The organism is Vibrio sp. B1FLJ16 (assembly GCF_905175385.1).
GTDB lineage: Bacteria > Pseudomonadota > Gammaproteobacteria > Enterobacterales > Vibrionaceae > Vibrio.
In genome coordinates this window covers 1,183,303-1,197,634 of sequence record NZ_HG992750.1, presented here as the reverse complement: position 1 = coordinate 1,197,634, position 14,332 = coordinate 1,183,303, and the positions used below count along the sequence as shown (strand labels likewise).

Sequence of the window (14,332 nt, the reverse complement as noted above, 5' to 3'; positions counted from 1 at the left end):
TTTACAGTCAGTTAATTAATGAGTTACTGCATGAGTTTATTGCAGAGTTTGTGGATCGCCGAGCGCTAGGGCGACTTTTGATGTGGGCGGCTTGCCGAGTACTTTACAAATTTGCCAGCCGGCCTCATTGATGAGGTTGAGATCAACACCGGTTTCAATACCGAGCTGTTCACACAGATAGAGCACGTTTTCTGTTGCTACGTTGCCACTCGCTCCTTTTGCATAAGGGCATCCGCCTAAACCTGCCACAGCGCTGTCAATGGTGTTGATACCCATCAGCAAAGCCTGATAAATATTAGCCAACGCCTGCCCGTAAGTGTCATGGAAGTGAACCGCTAGAGCGTCTTTGGGTAGTTGTGTTAAGAGCGAATCCAGCATGGCGATAACGCGATTAGGCGTCGCTTTACCGACAGTGTCGCCGAGAGAAACCTCATAACATCCCATATCAAACAGCGTATTTGCGACCGCAGTGGTTTGCTCTGGCTTGATTATTCCCTCATATGGGCAAACCATGGTGCAGGACAAGTAACCGCGTACAGGAACATTGTGCTGCTTCGCCAATGCGATCACAGGTTCAAACCGCGCGAGACTTTGTGAAATGCTGCAGTTTATGTTTTTCTTGCTGAACGCTTCTGAAGCAGAGCCAAATACAGCGATTTGCTTTACACCACTTTCCAGAGCACGTTCAAACCCAGCGATGTTTGGTGTGAGAGCGCTATAAATGACATCTGGATGTTGCGTGATACCTGCAAATACCTGTTCAGAGTCGGCCATTTGAGGCACCCATTTCGGCGAGACGAAAGAGCCAGCTTCAATGTGCTTTAAGCCGCTGTTGCTTAGTTGATTAATCAAACGGATTTTATCGTCTAGTGTCACCGCCGCCTCATTTTGCAGTCCGTCACGTGCACCGACTTCGACGATGTTAACCTTCGCTGGCAGCATATGCTCGCTCCTTATCCTTACAGACGTTATCCGACGTTGAAGTTAAATGAAGCAGTATGGAGCCGTGTTGAACTTGATCTCCATGCTGGTAAAACACGTCATCTACGCATGCTGCTAGCGGAGCCGTGATGGTGTATTCCATCTTCATGGCTTCGAGCACTAACAATGGATCGCCCGCCGCTACTTCATCGCCCTTAGCTACCATGACTGCTGATATCACACCGTTTAGCGGCGCGGTCGGGCTAAGCTCATCGTCTTTGTTGTTAACTGACTCAAAGTTTGGTTGATGAGCAAATGTGCGTTGCTGACCGAGGTAAAACAGCGTTGTTTTTTGCTCGTTGTTGAGTGCATTAAAGGCGTAGCGCACGTCATCAATATTAACGATGAACTGGTTATCTTTTTCCAGCAGGTTTACCTGATGCCGTTCTTCGCCACATTGCGCAGTGAAGTGGTGAAGATGAGCTCCCGTTTCCTGAGGTGATTGGTACAAACGTATTTGATGGTTGGTATTTGCATCCGTAAAGTTAAATCGATAGACGTCGTCAGCCGATAGCCTAAAACCTTGTTTAGTGGGAGTGGGGAGCGCTGAATCGCCAGATTTCGAGGTGAGATCGCTCCAGCGAGCAATGGCAGCTAAAGTTAGCCAGACGGAATCCGACACATTTTGTTGTTCGCTAATACTTTGTTGGTGTTTGACGAGGAACCCTGTATCGAGCTCAATGTTTGCAAAGGCTGGCTGCGAAATAATGCTGTGAAGGTAACCAATGTTTGTCGTAACACCACGTACATGATACTGAGTTAACGCTTGTTTAAGCTGCTTTAATGCAATGTCACGGTTTTGCCCCCAGACAATCAGTTTGCTGATCATTGGATCGTAGTATTCGCTGATGGTATCGCCTTGGGTAACACCGCTATCAACGCGTACTAACGCTAGACGGACATTACTGTCTGAAACAGGTTCTTTTAAGTAATCAATGCGACCAGTCGATGGCATAAAGTCGTTAGCTGCATCTTCTGCGTAAATTCTTAGCTCGATTGCGTGCCCGTTATGCTTGATTTCGGATTGCGAGATCGGTAAACGCTCGCCAGCTGCGACTCTGAACTGCCATTCAACTAAATCAACGCCAGTGATCAGTTCAGTGACAGGGTGCTCTACTTGCAGACGGGTGTTCATTTCCATGAAGTAGAACTGCCCCCGGCTATCGAGCAAGAACTCAACTGTACCGGCGCCAACGTAGTCTATTGCTTGAGCAGCCTGCACCGCGGCTTCACCCATTTGCTTACGCAGCTCATCACTAAGGCTGGGTGCTGGTGCTTCTTCGACAACTTTCTGATGACGACGTTGAATAGAGCAATCGCGATCAGAAAGATAGACACAATGACCATGTTGGTCAGCAAATACCTGAACTTCAACATGACGGGGTTGCACAATACATTTTTCAATCAGAAGTTGTTTATCGCCAAAACTTGAAAGCGCCTCGCGTTGTGCGCCCTCAACCGCTAAAGGCATTTCGGCGACGCTGTTAACTACTCGCATGCCTTTACCGCCGCCTCCCAGGGTTGCTTTTAGCATGACCGGGTAACCAATTTTTTCCGCTTCAGCTAATAGATGCTCAACGCTGTTGTTGGTACCGTGATAACCGGGAACGAGAGGCACGTTAGCTGCAGTCATGATGGCTTTAGCTTGCGATTTGGAACCCATGGCTTCAATTGCGCTGGTGGAAGGACCAATAAATATAATGTCATTCTCACTGCACGCTTTAGCCAGTCTCGGGTTCTCAGAAAGAAACCCGTAGCCGGGGTGGATTGCATCGGCTTGCCATTTCTTTGCAGCACGGATAATTGCATCGATATCCAGATAAGACTCACTCGCCGGTGCAGGGCCAATAAACTCGGCGAAATCGGCCTGTTTTACATGTAAGCTACTGCGATCTGCGTCGGAATAGACGGCAATGGTTTCGATAGCCATGCTTTTCGCGGTTTTAATGATTCTGCATGCAATTTCACCGCGGTTTGCGATAAGTATTCTTTTAAACATGATTCCTCCAGTTGGCAGCGCGCTTTTCAAAAAAAGCAGTCAGACCTTCTTGTCCTTCAGCGGACACTCGGGCACTTGCAATAGCCCGGCTGGTATATTCGATTAATGAATGATCGATAGGCTGGTTGTCACAGCGTAAACAGAGTGCTTTTGCTGCCTGCATGGCATTTGGGCCATTAAGAAGTAGATTACCGATGATACGATTAACGGCGTCCCGAGGTTGACTGTCTATCTGATGAAGAATGTTCATCGACAGTGCGGTCTGCGAATCAATCAGCTCTGCGGTTAAAAAGTAACGTCGGCTTTGTCGTTGCCCAATCGATCGAATAACGTATGGGCCGATGGTGGCAGGTAGCAAACCGAGTTTCACTTCACTCAAACAGAAGCGACTTTCAGGTGTGCCGATGGCAATATCGCAGCAGCAGATCAGCCCGAGTGCACCACCAAATGCTGCGCCATGTACCATCGCAATGGTCGGTTTGCTAAAAGCATCCAGCGTATGCAGAAGTTTTGCTAATTGTTGGGCATCTTGCAGATTTTCCCATTCGGTCTTCGTGGCCATTGACTGCATCCAGCCCAGATCTGCGCCCGCAGAGAAGTGCTTCCCCTGTGCGGTTAACACCAAGGCACGCAGAGAATCGTCCTTTTCAAGCTGTTCTAGCGTTTCGATAAGTGAGGCGATCAACTCGTCATTAAACGCGTTATGTTTCTTAGGTCGATTTAAGCTCAGCCAAGCAACGTTATTGCCGTCTTTTTTAAGCAGTAGTCCGGTCATGTGACTTCCTTTGTCTGACATGTAAATCTGATAATCCAGTACTCGCTAACCATCACGTGAAAGTACTTTGGTGAATAGCGGGTAGTTAAGGTTTTCATTGCTTCTGGCTACATACGGAAGATGCCAAATTTACTGTCTGGTATAGGTGCATTAAGCGCAGCAGATAGAGCAATCCCAACGACATCACGGGTTTTCGCCGGGTCGATAATTCCATCGTCCCACAGGCGCGCACTGGCGTAGTAGGCATGGCTTTGAGTCTGGTATTGATCTGCGATGGGGCGTTTGAACGCTTCTTCTTCCTCTGCGCTCCAATTTTCTCCTTTGCGCGTTTTGATATCGCGCGTAACCTGTGCCATAACCCCGGCTGCTTGCTCACCACCCATTACGGAGATGCGGGCATTTGGCCACATCCACATCATGGTCGGGTCATAAGCGCGACCACACATGCCGTAGTTACCTGCACCATAGGAGCCGCCAATTACGACGGTAAACTTCGGCACGTCAGCACACGCAACAGCCGTCACCATTTTTGCGCCATGTTTGGCGATGCCTTCAGCCTCGTACTTCTGACCGACCATAAAGCCAGTGATGTTTTGCAAAAACAGCAGTGGAATTTTGCGTTGCGCGCACAGCTCAATAAAATGCGCGCCTTTTTGCGCCGATTCTGAAAACAGAATCCCGTTGTTGGCAACGATACCAATCGGCATACCGTGGATATGAGCAAAGCCACAGACTAAGGTTTCACCAAATAACGCTTTAAATTCATCAAATTGTGAATCATCCACGAGTCGGGCAATGACCTCTTTTACATCAAACGGCTTTTTGAGATCAGTACCGACGATTCCGTAAAGCTCCTGCGCAGTAAAGCGTGGTTCTTGGGGCTCTTTTTGTTTGAGTTGAACCGGTTTTAAGTGGTTGATTTGAGATACGGCTTGTCTTGCCAGTTCTAATGCGTGGTGATCGTTTTCTGCATAATAATCGGCCACTCCCGAAGTACGGCAGTGAACGTCTGCACCGCCAAGATCTTCGGCGCTGACTTCCTCTCCGGTCGCCGCTTTTACCAGAGGAGGGCCTGCTAAGAAGATAGTCCCTTGTTCTTTTACGATAATAGATACGTCGCACATGGCGGGTACATAAGCACCGCCAGCGGTACACAACCCCATTACTACCGCAATTTGTGGGATGCCTTTTGCCGACATACGAGCCTGGTTATAGAAAATACGACCGAAGTGATCCTTGTCCGGGAATACTTCATCCTGGCGGGGCAGGTTAGCACCACCAGAGTCGACCAGATAAACACAGGGCAGTTGGCATTTGTCTGCAATTTCCTGTGCACGCAGATGCTTTTTAACGGTCAACGGGTAATAACTTCCGCCTTTTACCGTCACATCGTTTGCTACGATCATACACTCGGTGCCGTCTATCACACCGACACCCGCAACCACTCCGGCGCAGGGTACGTAATCCGGATACACATCCCAGCCAGCAAACTGACCAATTTCCAGAAAAGATGAGCCAGGGTCGAGCAGGGCAAGAATACGCTCACGAACAGGAAGCTTTCCTTTCTTCTTCTGATGCTCTCGCGTTTTCTCGCCACCACCATCTTCTATTTGGGCGGTTACTGTATAAAGTTGATCTACAAGCGACGTCATAGAGCGGTAGTTTTCCTGATACTGCTCTGATTGGGTATTAATATTAGTCGTCAAACAAGCCATAAATAGCCGAGCTCCATTCGGTAGACGGGTGGTATCACCCGTCATCATTTAGGTTGAATAAGGAAGTTATTTAGAGTCAGAACGCCTGAGTGAATTGACTAGGCGCTTTCATTAAATAATTCGCGACCAATTAGCATGCGGCGAATTTCTGATGTGCCTGCGCCGATTTCGTACAGCTTCGCATCACGAAGTAAACGACCGGTATCAAATTCGTTGATATAGCCATTACCGCCGAGTAGCTGAATCGCATCCAAAGCCATTTTGGTTGCCAGCTCAGCGCTGTAGAGAATCGCACCAGCGGAGTCTTTACGTGTGGTTTCACCGCGATCACAAGCGGCAGCAACAGCGTAAACATAGGCTTTAGCGGCATTCATTTGTGTGTACATGTCTGCGATTTTCGCTTGCACAAGCTGGAATTCGCCAATGGATTTGCCGAACTGCTTACGGTCGTGGATATACGGCACAACGATATCCATACACGCCTGCATAATTCCAAGCGGGCCACCGGCAAGGACAACTCGTTCGTAGTCCAAACCGCTCATCAATACTTTCACGCCTTGATTTTCTTCACCGAGAATGTTTTCCGCAGGAACTTCGCAGTTCTGGAACACCAGTTCACAAGTGTTGGAGCCACGCATACCTAACTTGTCGAGTTTTTGCGCCTGAGTAAATCCAGGGTAACCGCGTTCGACAATAAAGGCCGTGATGCCTTTGGAATTCAGGCTAGGCTCAGTTTTAGCGTAGACAACGTAGGTGTGCGCATCCGGGCCGTTGGTGATCCACATTTTGTTGCCGTTTAGCAGAAATATATCGCCTTTACGTTCGGCTTTGAGCTGCATAGATACCACGTCGGAACCCGCGCCTGGCTCACTCATGGCAAGGGCACCGACGTGTTCACCGGAGATTAGTTTGGGTAGGTATTTCTCTTTTTGTGCCTGTGTTCCGTTGCGGTGGATCTGGTTAACACAAAGGTTAGAGTGTGCGCCGTAACTTAACGCAACTGAGGCAGATGCACGGCTGATCTCTTCCATAGCTATAACGTGGGCGAGGTAGCCCATGTTTGCACCACCAAACTCTTCGCTGGTGGTCACGCCTAACAGACCCATGTCACCTAATTTGGACCATAGATGGTTAGGAAAGTCGTTAGATTGGTCTATGGATTGCGCTAAAGGCGCAATTTCTCTTGCAGCAAAGCTGTTGATTTGCTCGCGAAGCAAGTCGGTATTTTCGTCATAAACAAAGTTCAGGGAAGAGTAGGTAGATTTCATTGCGTGTCCTTGCCTTTACGTCACCTACATCCCGATATAGCAGATTGATTCTGGTAGAGCGGATTGCTATCAGGTGACTTTTTCGCCTTTCATGGATCTAAGTGTGTTTGCACATCGCAACTGAGCTGCGTTTAACTCCATCATTACCGCTTGAATGTCATTCGCCTGCTGTTGCAATGCAGCCTTCTTCTCTTCGATTAACCGAATCATATAGTTCAACTGCTCTGTGCTTTGATCGGTATCGTAGAGTTCAAATAACTCTTTTATATCTGCAAGAGAAAAGCCCAATCGCTTACCTCGCAAAATCAGTTTTAGCCGAATTCGATCGCGACCATTGTAGATTCGTGTGTTGCCTTTACGTTCCGGAGTTAGGAGACCTAAATCTTCGTAAAAGCGAATACTTCGGGTTGTAATATCGAACTCCTTCGCGAGCTCACTGATCTTAAATGTATTCATGCTTTAACCTTACGACTTTCGTATAACATTCATCCGAATATACAATTCGTTAACGTTAAAGTAAATAACCAGTGATAACTCTTGAGCCTTGATATTACTGATGTTTACCTGAAACTTACAATTCACTCGAACAAACAACAACCTCAAACTTGACGTTAACGTAAATGTTAGTATAGTTATTACGTAAACGTCAACAAAAGGTTAATAAAATGAAAAATGAAACATGGATTGTTGCCGCTAAACGAACGCCGATCGGAGCTTTTCAGGGGGCTCTGGCTTCAACAGACGTCACTGAGCTCGGAGCGACAGCCATTCAGGGCGCATTAGCAGAAAGTCAGCTGGATGCAGAACAAATAGATGAAGTACTGATGGGATGTGTACTACCTGCTGGGGTGGGCCAAGCGCCTGCACGCCAGGCAAGCTTAAAAGCAGAACTACCACAATCGGTTGGTTGCACGACAATAAATAAAGTTTGTGGTTCTGGTATGAAGACCGTGATGTTGGCTCATGATCTTATTCAGTCAGGAAACGCGCGAGCTGTTATCGCTGGGGGAATGGAAAATATGTCTTCATCTCCTTATCTATTGAAGAAAGCACGAGAAGGTTTTCGTTTAGGTCACGAACAAGTGCTCGATCACATGTTTTATGATGGTTTGCAGGATGCCTATCAAGGCGAGCTAATGGGTGTCTTTGCTGAACAAACGGCGCAAAAGTATCAGTTTAACCGTGAAAGTATGGATGCATGGGCGCAGCAATCGGTGAAACGCGCTCAGCATGCGGTTGAACAGGGCTTATTCAAAGAAGAGACCGTGTCTGTAAGTGTGAAAAACAGACGCGGTGAGACCTTGGTAGTTGATGATGAACAACCGAGCAAACTCGATGTTGAAAAAATTCCAACCTTACGTCCTGCGTTTGCTAAAGATGGTAGCGTCACAGCCGCAAATTCGAGCTCTATTTCTGACGGTGCATCGGCAATGGTACTGGTAGACAGTGACTTTGCTCAGCGGAAAAATCTGCAACCACTTGCCAAAATCGTCGCCTATAGCACGCATGCAAGAGCGCCGGAAGAGTTCACTACCGCACCAGTATTTGCCATTGAAGCACTACTGGAAAAAACAGGTTGGGATAAATCGGACGTTGACCTTTGGGAAATAAATGAAGCTTTTGCCGTTGTGACTCAATACGCGGTGAAAGTGCTCGAACTTGATGAGAGCAAAGTCAACCCACGCGGTGGTGCTTGTGCGTTGGGGCATCCAATCGGCGCGAGTGGTAACCGAATTTTGGTGACTTTGATTCATGCACTTAAACAGACTGGTGGTAAACGTGGTGTTGCTTCGCTTTGTATTGGTGGTGGTGAAGCAACCGCAATCGCGATTGAAATCTGCTAATTCATTTTCAATATAACTCCTCTTCAGCAGAAGCTGAAAAATACAAGGACGTCATCATGACAGAACAAGTTAAGCAGTATATCGGCGGTGAATTCGCCATCTCCGACTCAAAACAATGGCTCGATGTCACTAACCCAGCAACCAATGAAGTGATTGCGCAAGTACCTTGTGCCACCGAATCGGAGATGAATGCCGCGATCGCTAGTGCAACAGAGACATTTAAGCGCTGGAAAGAAGTGGCTGCACCGGAGCGTGCGAGATTGATGTTGCGCTATCAACATTTACTAAAAGAACAGCACGACGAGTTGGCAATACTGCTTTCAAGCGAGACGGGTAAAACCTTAGCGGATGCAAAAGGTGACATCTGGCGCGGGATTGAAGTTGTAGAACAAGCAGCGAATATTTGCAGCTCAATGATGGGCGAAACGGTTGAAAACGTAGCAACAAGTATCGATGGTTATTCTTACATTCAACCACTTGGTGTTTGTGCTGGCATCACACCTTTCAACTTCCCAGCAATGATTCCACTATGGATGTTCCCAATGGCAATTGCTTGTGGTAACACCTTTATTTTGAAACCCTCGGAGCAAGTTCCACTGACGGCGATGAAGCTGGCAGAGCTTTTTGAACAGGCGGGCGCACCAAAAGGCGTATTGCAAATTGTTCACGGCACTAAAGAACAAGTCGACCGTATCCTCACCGACCCAGTTGTACGCGCGATCTCTTTCGTAGGTTCTGTGCCAGTGGGTGAGTACATCTATAAAACCGGTACTGACAACCTAAAGCGCGTTCAGTCATTTGCCGGTGCGAAGAACCATATGGTTATTATGCCTGACGCAAATAAACAGCAAGTGATTAATAACCTTGTCGGCGCATCAGTTGGTGCAGCAGGTCAGCGTTGTATGGCGATTTCGGTAGCGGTTTTTGTTGGTGAAACCAAAGAGTGGATTCCAGAGCTTAAAGAGGCGTTATCTCAAGTCCAACCTGGCGCGTGGGATGACGAAACCGCAGGTTATGGCCCGCTTATTAGCCCGCAGGCGAAGCAACGAGTGGTGAATTTGATTAACGAAGGTAAAGCGTCTGGCGCGAACTGTGTTCTCGACGGTACTGATTGCCAAGTAGCAGGTTTCCCTGACGGTAACTGGGTGGGTCCTACACTGTTTACCAACGTGACTACCGACATGTCGATTTATCAGGAAGAGATTTTCGGTCCAGTGCTGCTCACCATGGAAGTGGATGATTTAGATGAAGCGATTGAGCTGATCAACGCGAACCGCTTTGGTAATGGCACTTCTATTTTTACTGCCAGTGGCGCAGCGGCGAGAAAGTACCAGCACAATATTGAAGTGGGTAATGTAGGGATTAACGTGCCGATTCCTGTGCCATTGCCGTTCTTTTCGTTTACGGGATGGAAAGGGAGCTTCTACGGCGATCTGCATGCTTATGGTAAACAAGCGGTTCGCTTTTATACCGAGACGAAAACTGTCACTGCACGTTGGTTTGAAGATGACATCCCTAGTGGTCCGAATATGACCATTCAATTGAGCTAATCACTCAGGTTAGTCATATATCTAGCCAAGTCTTGAATGGGCTTGGCTTATTCAAATGCAATGAATCAGACCTTAGGACTTCAAGATGGATTTTGAATTAAACGAAGATCAAATCGCATTCGCAGACGTTGCGAAACAGTTCGCAGAACAGATGCTCGCACCACACGCCGCAGAGTGGGACGAAAAACAGCATTTTCCTAAAGATGTACTTCGTCAGGCTGGTGAGCTTGGTTTTCTGAGTATCTATACGCCTCCCGAGCACGGTGGTTTAGGACTTTCCCGGTTGGATGCTGCGATTATTTTTGAGCAGTTGGCGATGGGGTGTACAGCAACCACGGCGTTTATGACTATCCACAATATGGCGACTTGGATGATCACCAGTTTTGCTAAACCAGAAGTCGCTCAGCGATTTAGCGCTGACTTGATCTCAGGAGAAAAGTTGGCTTCTTACTGTTTAACTGAGCCAAATGCGGGATCTGATGCGGCTTCTCTGACGACAAGTGCAGTGCGCGATGGTAAAGAGTTTGTTTTGAACGGCGCGAAAGTATTTATTTCTGGTGCGGGAGATACTGACGTACTGGTCGTGATGGCGCGTTCTTGCGGCGAAGGGGCTGGAGGTGTTTCTGCCTTTATCGTTCCAGCAGATTGCGAGGGTATCAGCTACGGTAAGAAAGAAGCCAAAATGGGCTGGAACTGCCAACCAACTCGAATGATCAGCTTCGAAAATGTCCGTATTCCGGCTGATTATCTTCTAGGTGAAGAGGGCGAAGGCTTTAAGTTCGCTATGCTCGGTCTAGATGGTGGCCGAATTAATATCGCCACTTGTTCTGTCGGTACGGCACAGCAAGCACTTAACGAAGCAAAGCAGTACATGACTGAACGCAAGCAGTTCGGACGTTCACTGGCACAGTTTCAGGCATTGCAGTTCAAGTTGGCAGACATGGCGACAGAGCTTGTTGCTGCGCGTCAAATGGTACGACTGGCTGCCGCAAAACTCGATGCTGAACATGCAGAAAAGAGCGCATACTGCGCAATGGCCAAGCGCTTTGCAACCGATGTGGGCTTTAAAGTCTGTGACCAGGCGCTGCAAATCCACGGTGGTTATGGCTATATCAAAGAATACCCAGTCGAGCGTCATTTCAGAGACGTTCGTGTTCACCAAATCCTTGAAGGCACTAACGAAATCATGCGTCTGATCATTTCAAGACGTTTACTCACGGAAGGCGTTGAGTTGCTTTAGCTAATAAAGACACAGTCTTACCCTTACCTAAGGAATAGAAGGACTTAAAGATTATGACAGCACAAATCAAACTAGAACGCGAAGCTCACATCGCTAAGCTTACGATTAGTAATCCGCCTGCCAATACTTGGACGATTGAATCTCTTAATGAGTTAAAAGAGTTGGCGGTTGAACTCAGCAATGACCGTTCTGTGTATGCTTTGGTTCTGACAGGTGAAGGAGAGAAGTTCTTCTCTGCTGGCGCAGATCTGAACAACTTTGCATCGGGTGATAAATCGCAAGCGGCAGATATGGCGTTTGCATTTGGTGAAGCCTTTGAAGCGTTGTCAGCATTTGATGGGGTCTCTATCGCGGCTATTAATGGTTATGCGATGGGTGGCGGCCTGGAAGTGGCGATGGCGTGTGACATTCGTATCGCTGAAGAGCAGGTGCAGATGGCGCTGCCAGAAGCTTCTGTCGGCTTACTGCCTTGCGCGGGCGGAACACAAAACCTTACGGCTTTAGTTGGTGAAGGATGGGCGAAACGGATGATCCTGTGTGGCGAACGTGTGACAGCGGAGCGAGCGGAAAAAATCGGTTTGGTTGAAGAGGTGGTTGCAAAAGGGCAAGCGCTCGATGCAGCGATGGCTTTGGCGCAACGAGTAGCTGGTCAGTCGCCGAAATCTGTGTCTGCATGTAAAACGCTAATTCAAAACAGACGTAGCCAAACTCATGCTGCTGGGTTGGTATTGGAGCGTGAACTGTTCTTACAGCTTTTCAATACTCAAGACCAGAAAGAGGGCGTGAACGCTTTCTTGCAAAAACGTAAGCCGAATTGGACTAATAGCTAACGGGGGCGTCATGGCTAACAAACCATCTACTAACAATAAAGGAAGTACTACGAGCAAAGTAAATGTGTCAAAGGTAGGGTGTGCCGACGGTTCTGCTATTGGTGTGTTGGAGTTAGATAACCCTGCCGCACTTAACGCGCTTAATTACGTAATGATTGAGCAGTTATATAACCAGCTCCATGAATGGCAACAGGATGACAGCATTGTTGCCGTCGTTTTGCATGCACAGGGTGAAAAAGCATTTTGCGCAGGTGGTGACATTCAGGCGGTCTATCGAGTGTTAGAGAACAAAGAGCAAGATTTTGACTCGGCGTTTTCTGCAATGGAAACCTTCTTCGATTTAGAGTATCGCTGCGATCATCTAATTCACACCTATCCGAAACCCATCATTGCATGGGGGCACGGTTACCTAATGGGTGGAGGCGTTGGTGTGTTTATGGGTGCAAGCCATCGGGTGGTAGAAACGACTACGCGATTTGCAATGCCGGAAATCAAAATAGGCCTTTACCCTGATGTAGGCGCGACCTATTTCTTGAATCAGTTGCCGAAACATTTTGCGCTCTTTCTTGGTTTAACGGCGTGTCAGGTTAATGCCACAGATATGAAAGCATTAGGGTTGAGCCAATGGATTGCTTCGGCAGGCAGTAAGGAACATTTCTTTGCACAGCTTGCGTCTATCGATTGGAATAATGAAACCGACATCGATGAGAAGATCGCCACACTACTTCGAAGTGTAGAAGTTAAAGAGCCTGATGAAGGGTTGATGTTGCCTCATGCTAGATTGATAGAAGAGCTTTGTTGCGGCGACTTATCAACGATTGTCGAAGCGATAATCAGCGCTGATGTCAGCGATAAATGGTTCATCAATGCGCAAAAAGCGCTGAGCTATGGCAGCCCACTCTCAATAAACATTACCTATCAGCAACTGACTCAATACCAAGGCCTCTCACTGGACGCTTGTTTTGATATGGAGTTTAACCTCACCTTGCGCTGTGGACTAGAGGGAGACTTCAGGGAAGGCGTCAGAGCGCTGCTGATTGATAAGACCAATCAACCAAACTGGATTCACAACTGTGTTTCTGATGTTAAGCCAGAAGACTTAGAACGTTTTTTTTTCTCCGATAGATTCAGCGGAGTACCCACTGACTTCACTACAGTTAGCTTCGGCTGAACTATCGCAACTGAGTAACGCAGAATAGCGACAAGACAAGGAAGAGACAGAACATGGATAAAATAGCATTTATTGGTCTTGGCAACATGGGCGGTCCTATGGCTAAGAACCTAGTTAAAGCAGGCTTGAACGTTGAAGTTTTTGATTTGAATCCGAGTACCGTCGCTGAACTAGTTGGGCTTGGCGCTTCGAGTGCAGAGTCGGCTAGACAAGCCGTACAGGGAGCGAGTGTGGTCGTTACAATGCTACCAGCGAGTCAGCATGTAAAAGGTGTTTACCTTGGAGAGGATGGCATTTTAGAAAGCGCTGAATCGGGAACCTTGCTGATTGATTCATCTACCATCGATCCTGAGACCGCACGTCTGGTTGGCGAGAAAGCAGAGCAACTTGGCATCAGCTTTGTTGATGCCCCGGTGTCTGGTGGCGTTGCAGGTGCGGCCGCAGGCACATTGACCTTTATTGTCGGTGGCTCGCAAGAGAACTTTGTACGAGCGAAGACTATGCTTAGCCATATGGGCAAAAACATCTTCCATGCGGGCGAGGTTGGCGCTGGTCAGGTAGCAAAAATCTGTAACAACATGATGTTAGGCATTTTAATGAGTGGTACTTGCGAGGCCATTAATTTGGGGGTTGAGAATGGCCTAGATCCTAAAGTGTTGTCTGACATTATGTTGCAAAGCTCGGGACGTAACTGGGCATTAGAACTTTACAACCCATGTCCGGGCGTGATGGAAAATGCGCCAGCAAGTAATGGTTATCAGGGCGGGTTCATGAGCCAGCTAATGGCCAAAGATCTTGGTCTTGCCATGGAAGCCGCGGTTGCCAGCCAAACTTCGACGCCTATGGGTGGTCTCGCCCGCAGTCTTTTCGCTTTGCACAATAGTCAGGGCAACGGACAAAAAGATTTCTCTAGCTTGTTTGAGTTTTACCAAAAGCAAAACCAAGCCTAAGGAGTGCTT

Annotated in this window: 11 protein-coding genes and 1 pseudogene; 6 read left to right on the top strand and 6 right to left on the bottom strand. The window is 47.8% G+C overall.

Features of this window, described 5'->3' with window-relative positions; translation table 11 throughout:
- Positions 1-36 precede the first annotated feature (36 nt).
- From KHN79_RS19300 to KHN79_RS19275, 6 genes are all read right to left on the bottom strand, one after another.
- On the bottom strand, positions 37-942 hold the full coding sequence (locus KHN79_RS19300) for a hydroxymethylglutaryl-CoA lyase (protein ID WP_182009088.1): 906 nt from the start codon (positions 940-942) through the stop codon (positions 37-39).
- Positions 923-2,980 carry an acetyl/propionyl/methylcrotonyl-CoA carboxylase subunit alpha gene (locus KHN79_RS19295; RefSeq protein ID WP_182009089.1) on the bottom strand — a complete coding sequence of 686 codons (2,058 nt, stop codon included), beginning with the start codon at positions 2,978-2,980 and terminating at the stop codon, positions 923-925. The genes KHN79_RS19300 and KHN79_RS19295 overlap by 20 nt, the downstream gene beginning before the upstream one ends.
- Entirely contained in the window at positions 2,973-3,755 is a 783-nt protein-coding gene (locus tag KHN79_RS19290; RefSeq protein ID WP_182009090.1) for an enoyl-CoA hydratase-related protein, read from the bottom strand. The genes KHN79_RS19295 and KHN79_RS19290 overlap by 8 nt, the downstream gene beginning before the upstream one ends.
- A gap of 107 nt (positions 3,756-3,862) precedes the next feature.
- Complete coding sequence (locus KHN79_RS19285) at positions 3,863-5,470, bottom strand: carboxyl transferase domain-containing protein (protein WP_182009091.1); 1,608 nt, start codon at positions 5,468-5,470, stop codon at positions 3,863-3,865.
- Between the two features lie 98 nt (positions 5,471-5,568).
- Entirely contained in the window at positions 5,569-6,738 is a 1,170-nt protein-coding gene (locus KHN79_RS19280) for an isovaleryl-CoA dehydrogenase (RefSeq protein WP_182009092.1), read from the bottom strand.
- Positions 6,739-6,807: 69 nt separating this feature from the next.
- Positions 6,808-7,194: a MerR family DNA-binding transcriptional regulator gene (locus tag KHN79_RS19275; protein WP_182009093.1), complete on the bottom strand. Its 387-nt coding sequence runs from the start codon at positions 7,192-7,194 to the stop codon at positions 6,808-6,810.
- 209 nt (positions 7,195-7,403) lie between these two features.
- Between KHN79_RS19275 and KHN79_RS19270 the strand changes: the two genes are divergently transcribed.
- The 6 genes and pseudogenes from KHN79_RS19270 (at position 7,404) to mmsB (ending at position 14,323) form a co-directional block, all read left to right on the top strand.
- Positions 7,404-8,582: a thiolase family protein gene (locus KHN79_RS19270; protein ID WP_182009094.1), complete on the top strand. Its 1,179-nt coding sequence runs from the start codon at positions 7,404-7,406 to the stop codon at positions 8,580-8,582.
- Between the two features lie 56 nt (positions 8,583-8,638).
- On the top strand, positions 8,639-10,132 hold the full coding sequence (locus tag KHN79_RS19265; protein WP_182009095.1) for a CoA-acylating methylmalonate-semialdehyde dehydrogenase: 1,494 nt from the start codon (positions 8,639-8,641) through the stop codon (positions 10,130-10,132).
- An 85-nt stretch (positions 10,133-10,217) separates the two neighbouring features.
- Positions 10,218-11,372 carry an acyl-CoA dehydrogenase family protein gene (locus tag KHN79_RS19260; protein WP_182009096.1) on the top strand — a complete coding sequence of 385 codons (1,155 nt, stop codon included), beginning with the start codon at positions 10,218-10,220 and terminating at the stop codon, positions 11,370-11,372.
- 53 nt (positions 11,373-11,425) lie between these two features.
- Positions 11,426-12,202 carry an enoyl-CoA hydratase gene (locus KHN79_RS19255; protein WP_182009097.1) on the top strand — a complete coding sequence of 259 codons (777 nt, stop codon included), beginning with the start codon at positions 11,426-11,428 and terminating at the stop codon, positions 12,200-12,202.
- 10 nt (positions 12,203-12,212) lie between these two features.
- Positions 12,213-13,401: pseudogene (locus tag KHN79_RS19250) on the top strand (enoyl-CoA hydratase/isomerase family protein).
- Between the two features lie 25 nt (positions 13,402-13,426).
- Positions 13,427-14,323 carry a 3-hydroxyisobutyrate dehydrogenase gene (gene mmsB / locus KHN79_RS19245; protein ID WP_182009098.1) on the top strand — a complete coding sequence of 299 codons (897 nt, stop codon included), beginning with the start codon at positions 13,427-13,429 and terminating at the stop codon, positions 14,321-14,323.
- Positions 14,324-14,332: the final 9 nt, after the last annotated feature.